This is a genomic window from Actinomycetota bacterium, assembly GCA_036280995.1.
In the GTDB taxonomy this organism is placed as follows: Bacteria; Actinomycetota; CALGFH01; order CALGFH01; family CALGFH01; genus CALGFH01.
Window position 1 is genome coordinate 1 of record DASUPQ010000918.1, and the last position, 3,572, is coordinate 3,572.

Sequence of the window (3,572 nt, forward strand, 5' to 3'; positions counted from 1 at the left end):
GGTCGACGGCTTCGCGACCGGCCGGCAGGTCGCGGGCGGGGAAGAACAGGCCCTTGCTGGTGCCGCCGCGCACGAACGTGGCCGGGACCCACCGCTGTGCCATGGTCACTCCGTGAGGGTCGCGGGCGGGGCCGCGTCGGCGGGCTGGACCCAGAAGGTGCGGATGTTGGTGAACTCCCGGATGCCGACCGCGGCCAGCTCGCGGCCGTAGCCGCTGCGCTTGATCCCCCCGAACGGCAGCCGCGGGTCGGAGGCGACCACGGCGTTGACGAACAGCGAGCCCGACTCGATCCGCCGGCCCAGCCGCCGGGCGCGCTCCAGGTCGCGGGTCCAGACGCTGGCCCCGAGCCCGTAGGGGGTGTCGTTGGCCAGCTCGACCGCGGCCTCCTCGTCGGGGGCGCGGACGACGGCCGCGACCGGGCCGAAGGTCTCCTCGGTGAACACCGGCAGGTCCGGGGTGACACCGGCCAGGACGGTCGGGGCGTAGTACCAGCCGGGCCGCTCCAGGCGCGCGCCCCCGAGCAGCACCTTGGCCCCGCCGGCCACCGAGCCCTCGACCTGGCGCTCCAGGGCGTCGAGCAGGTCGGCCCTGGCCAGCGGGCCGACCCGGGTCGCCGGGTCGAGCGGGTCGCCGACGGGGAGGGCGGCCACGGCGTCGACGAAGCGCCGCTCGAACTCGTCGGCCACCGGCTCCTCGACCACGAACCGCTTGGCCGCGATGCAGCTCTGGCCGCCGTTGAGGAAGCGGGCCCGGGCGGCGGCCTCGGCGGCCAGCTCGAGGTCGGCGTCGGCCAGGACCACGAACGGATCGGAGCCGCCCAGCTCGAGGACGCACTTCTTCAGGGCCCGCCCGGCGGTGGCGCCCACGGCGGCGCCGGCCCGCTCGCTGCCGGTGAGGGTGACCGCCCCGACCCGCGGGTCGCCGAGCAGCCGCCCGGTGGCCTCGTTCACCGAGGCGTCGCCGACCAGCAGGGTCCGGAACAGCCCGTCCGGGAAGCCGGCCCCGGCGAACAGCTCCTCTGTGGCCAGGGCGCACCGGGGCACGTTGGGCGAGTGCTTGAGCAGGGCGCCGTTGCCGGCCATCAGGGCCGGGGCGGCGAACCGCAGGACCTGCCAGTAGGGGAAGTTCCAGGGCATGATGGCCAGCACCACGCCCAGCGGCTGGTAGGCGACCCAGCTGGAGAGGGCGTCGGTCTCCACCGGCTCGTTCGCCAGGAACCGCTCCGCCTGGGCGGCGTAGAACTCGCAGTTCCAGGCGCACTTGTCGACCTCGGCCGCGGCCTCGGCGATGGGCTTGCCCATCTCCAGGGTGGCCAGCCGGGCGTAGTCCTCCCGGCCCTCGCGCAGCAGCCGGGCGGCCGCCTCCAGGCAGCGGCGGCGCTCGGCGAACGAGGTCGTGGCCCAGGCGCGCTGGGCGGCGTCGGCCGCGGCCAGGGCCGACTCCAGCTCCTCGGGGGCGTGCTCGGCGAAGGCGGCCAGCTCCTCGCCGGTGGCCGGGTTGACCGACCGCAGGGTCCCGGCCGCCATCACGGGCTCCGGGTGGCGCCGCGGTCGGACTCGGACAGGTGCTCGAAGGTCTCTCCGGTGGCCACGATGGTGCGGGTGACCTCGCGGCCGCCGTAGACCCAGTAGATCCGCATCCGGCCCGGGCCGCGGTTGGCGAACCGGTGCGGCACCCCGGCCGGCACCCAGGTGGCGTCGCCAGCCTCCAGGTCGAAGCTGTCCCCGTCGACCACGGCGGTCGCCTCGCCCTCGAGGATGAAGACGCTCTCCTCGACGTTGTGGGTGTGCAGGGGGATGGCCGTGCCCGGCTCGAACTCGGTGATCCCCGTCGTCACCCGGTTGCCCTCGGCGTTCCACCTGCCCACATAGGGCAGGGTCGCCACCCCGGCCCCGCGGTCGAAGCGCTCGATCCCACCGGCCCGCAGGACCATCGCCGGGCCGGTCACCGGCCGGCCTCGGGCAGGTCCCCGGGGAACACCGGGGTGGCGAAGGTGTTGACCTGCCCGCCCGGCTCCAGCAGCTCGGCCGCGGCGGCCCGCCACTTCTCGTAGTGGGGGGCGCTCCGGTGGGCCTCGGTGAAGGCGCGCTCGTCGGCGTACAGCTCGTAGAGGACGAAGTGGCTGGGATCGTCGTTGTCCCGGTGGACGTCGAAGCGCAGGCAGCCGGGCTCGTCGCGCCGCGACGCCCGCGAGTTCTCCCCCATCGCCTCCAGGAAGGCCTCGACCATGTCCGGCTTCACCTGCAGGTTCACGATCACGGTGTACATCGGGGCCCTCCTCGGTCAGCGGGCGAACGCCAGCGCCACCCCGGTCTCGGTGGCCAGCCGCTCCAGGGCCTCCATGGTCGCGTCGGGCAGCTCGATGCCCTCGCGCTCCAGCCGGGCCCGCGACCGGTCCTCCAGCTCGCCCGGGAAGAAGATCTCCTCGAACCCGGCCGCCAGCGGGACCGCCTTCATCTCGGCGATCAGCCGCTCCATGCGCTCGGCGAAGGTGCCGGGATCGGCCACGGCGGCGACGTCGATGGCCAGCACCAGGTGGCCGCTGCCGCTGCGCCGCTCGGCCTGCTGGGGGCCGCTGACCCCGGTGGCGAACGAGCTGCCGGTGAGCACCCCCGAGAGCACGTCCATCATGAAGGAGATGGCGTAGCCCTTGTGGCCGCCCATGGGCAGGATCACGCCCTCGATGGCGGCCGCCGGGTCGGTGGTGGGCCGTCCCTCGGCGTCCAGCGCCCAGCCCTCGGGGATGGTCGCGCCCCGCTCCCGGGCGGCGTAGATCTTGCCCCGGGCGGCGTTGACGTTGGCGATGTCCATCACCGTGACCCCGTGCCGGCCGGCGGGGGCGGCGATCGACCAGGGGTTGGCCCCGACGGCCTTCTCCTTGCCGCCCCAGGGGGCCATGGCCGGGCTGCCGTTGGTGGTGACGACGCCGACGCAGCCCTGCTCGGCGATCATGCGGGTGAAGTGGGCGGCCATCCCGAAGTGGTTGGAGTTGCGGACGGCCACCAGCCCGACCCCGTGCTCCCTGGCCCGGCGCACCGCCTCCCCGGCGGCATGCGCCGTCAGGACGTGGCCGAGGCCCTCGCGGCCGTCGAGCACGGCCAGCGCGCCCAGGTCGGCCACGGTCTCGGGCTTGGCCGCCGGGTCGACCACCCCGGAACGGATCCGGGCCACGTACCAGCTGAGCCGGAGCAGCCCGTGCGAGGGGTGGCCCCACAGCTGGGCGTCGACCAGGCAGCGGGCGACCAGCCGGGCATCGTCGGCCGGGACGCCCTCGGCCTCGAGCACGGCCGCGGCGAAGTCGGTGAGCGGTTCGGGAGCGGCGCGGGTCATGGGTCCTCCCTGCGGAGTTGCTCGGCCTGGTCGTCGGTGAGGGGGCGGGTCGGGTGGTCGTGGAGGAGCAGGAACAGCCGGGCCGTCTCCTCCACCTCCTCGATGGCGTCGGCCGCCGTGGCCAGGTCGGCCGCGGCCACGATCGGGCCGTGGTTGGCCAGCAACAGGGCGTGACGGCGGGCGGCGGCGGCCTCGGCGACCGGCCCGAGGGCCGGGTCGCCGGGGGCGTGGTAGGGCAGCA

5 protein-coding genes are annotated in these 3,572 nt (G+C 75.2%); all 5 read right to left on the reverse strand.

What is annotated here, in order from left to right; all coding sequences use genetic code 11:
* Positions 1-105: 105 nt before the first annotated feature.
* Positions 106-1,527 (reverse strand): NAD-dependent succinate-semialdehyde dehydrogenase, encoded by a 1,422-nt coding sequence (locus VF468_30630; GenBank protein ID HEX5882643.1) that lies wholly within the window; start codon positions 1,525-1,527, stop codon positions 106-108.
* On the reverse strand, positions 1,527-1,934 hold the full coding sequence (locus VF468_30635; GenBank protein HEX5882644.1) for a cupin domain-containing protein: 408 nt from the start codon (positions 1,932-1,934) through the stop codon (positions 1,527-1,529). Before VF468_30635 ends, VF468_30630 begins: the two co-directional genes overlap by 1 nt.
* 11 nt (positions 1,935-1,945) lie before the next feature.
* Entirely contained in the window at positions 1,946-2,269 is a 324-nt protein-coding gene (locus tag VF468_30640; protein ID HEX5882645.1) for a putative quinol monooxygenase, read from the reverse strand.
* A 15-nt stretch (positions 2,270-2,284) separates the two neighbouring features.
* Entirely contained in the window at positions 2,285-3,331 is a 1,047-nt protein-coding gene (locus VF468_30645; protein HEX5882646.1) for an Ldh family oxidoreductase, read from the reverse strand.
* On the reverse strand, positions 3,328-3,572 hold a 245-nt coding region (locus tag VF468_30650), incomplete at its 5' end, for a class II aldolase/adducin family protein (GenBank protein ID HEX5882647.1). The genes VF468_30650 and VF468_30645, both read right to left, overlap by 4 nt.

Excerpts from the sequence above, each read along its gene's own strand:
- VF468_30630 (HEX5882643.1), bottom strand. The coding sequence starts at position 1,527 with ATGGCGGCCGGGACCCTGCGGTCGGTCAACCCGGCCACCGGCGAGGAG.
- VF468_30635 (HEX5882644.1), bottom strand. The coding sequence starts at position 1,934 with ATGGTCCTGCGGGCCGGTGGGATCGAGCGCTTCGACCGCGGGGCCGGG.
- VF468_30640 (HEX5882645.1), bottom strand. The coding sequence starts at position 2,269 with ATGTACACCGTGATCGTGAACCTGCAGGTGAAGCCGGACATGGTCGAG.
- VF468_30645 (HEX5882646.1), bottom strand. The coding sequence starts at position 3,331 with ATGACCCGCGCCGCTCCCGAACCGCTCACCGACTTCGCCGCGGCCGTG.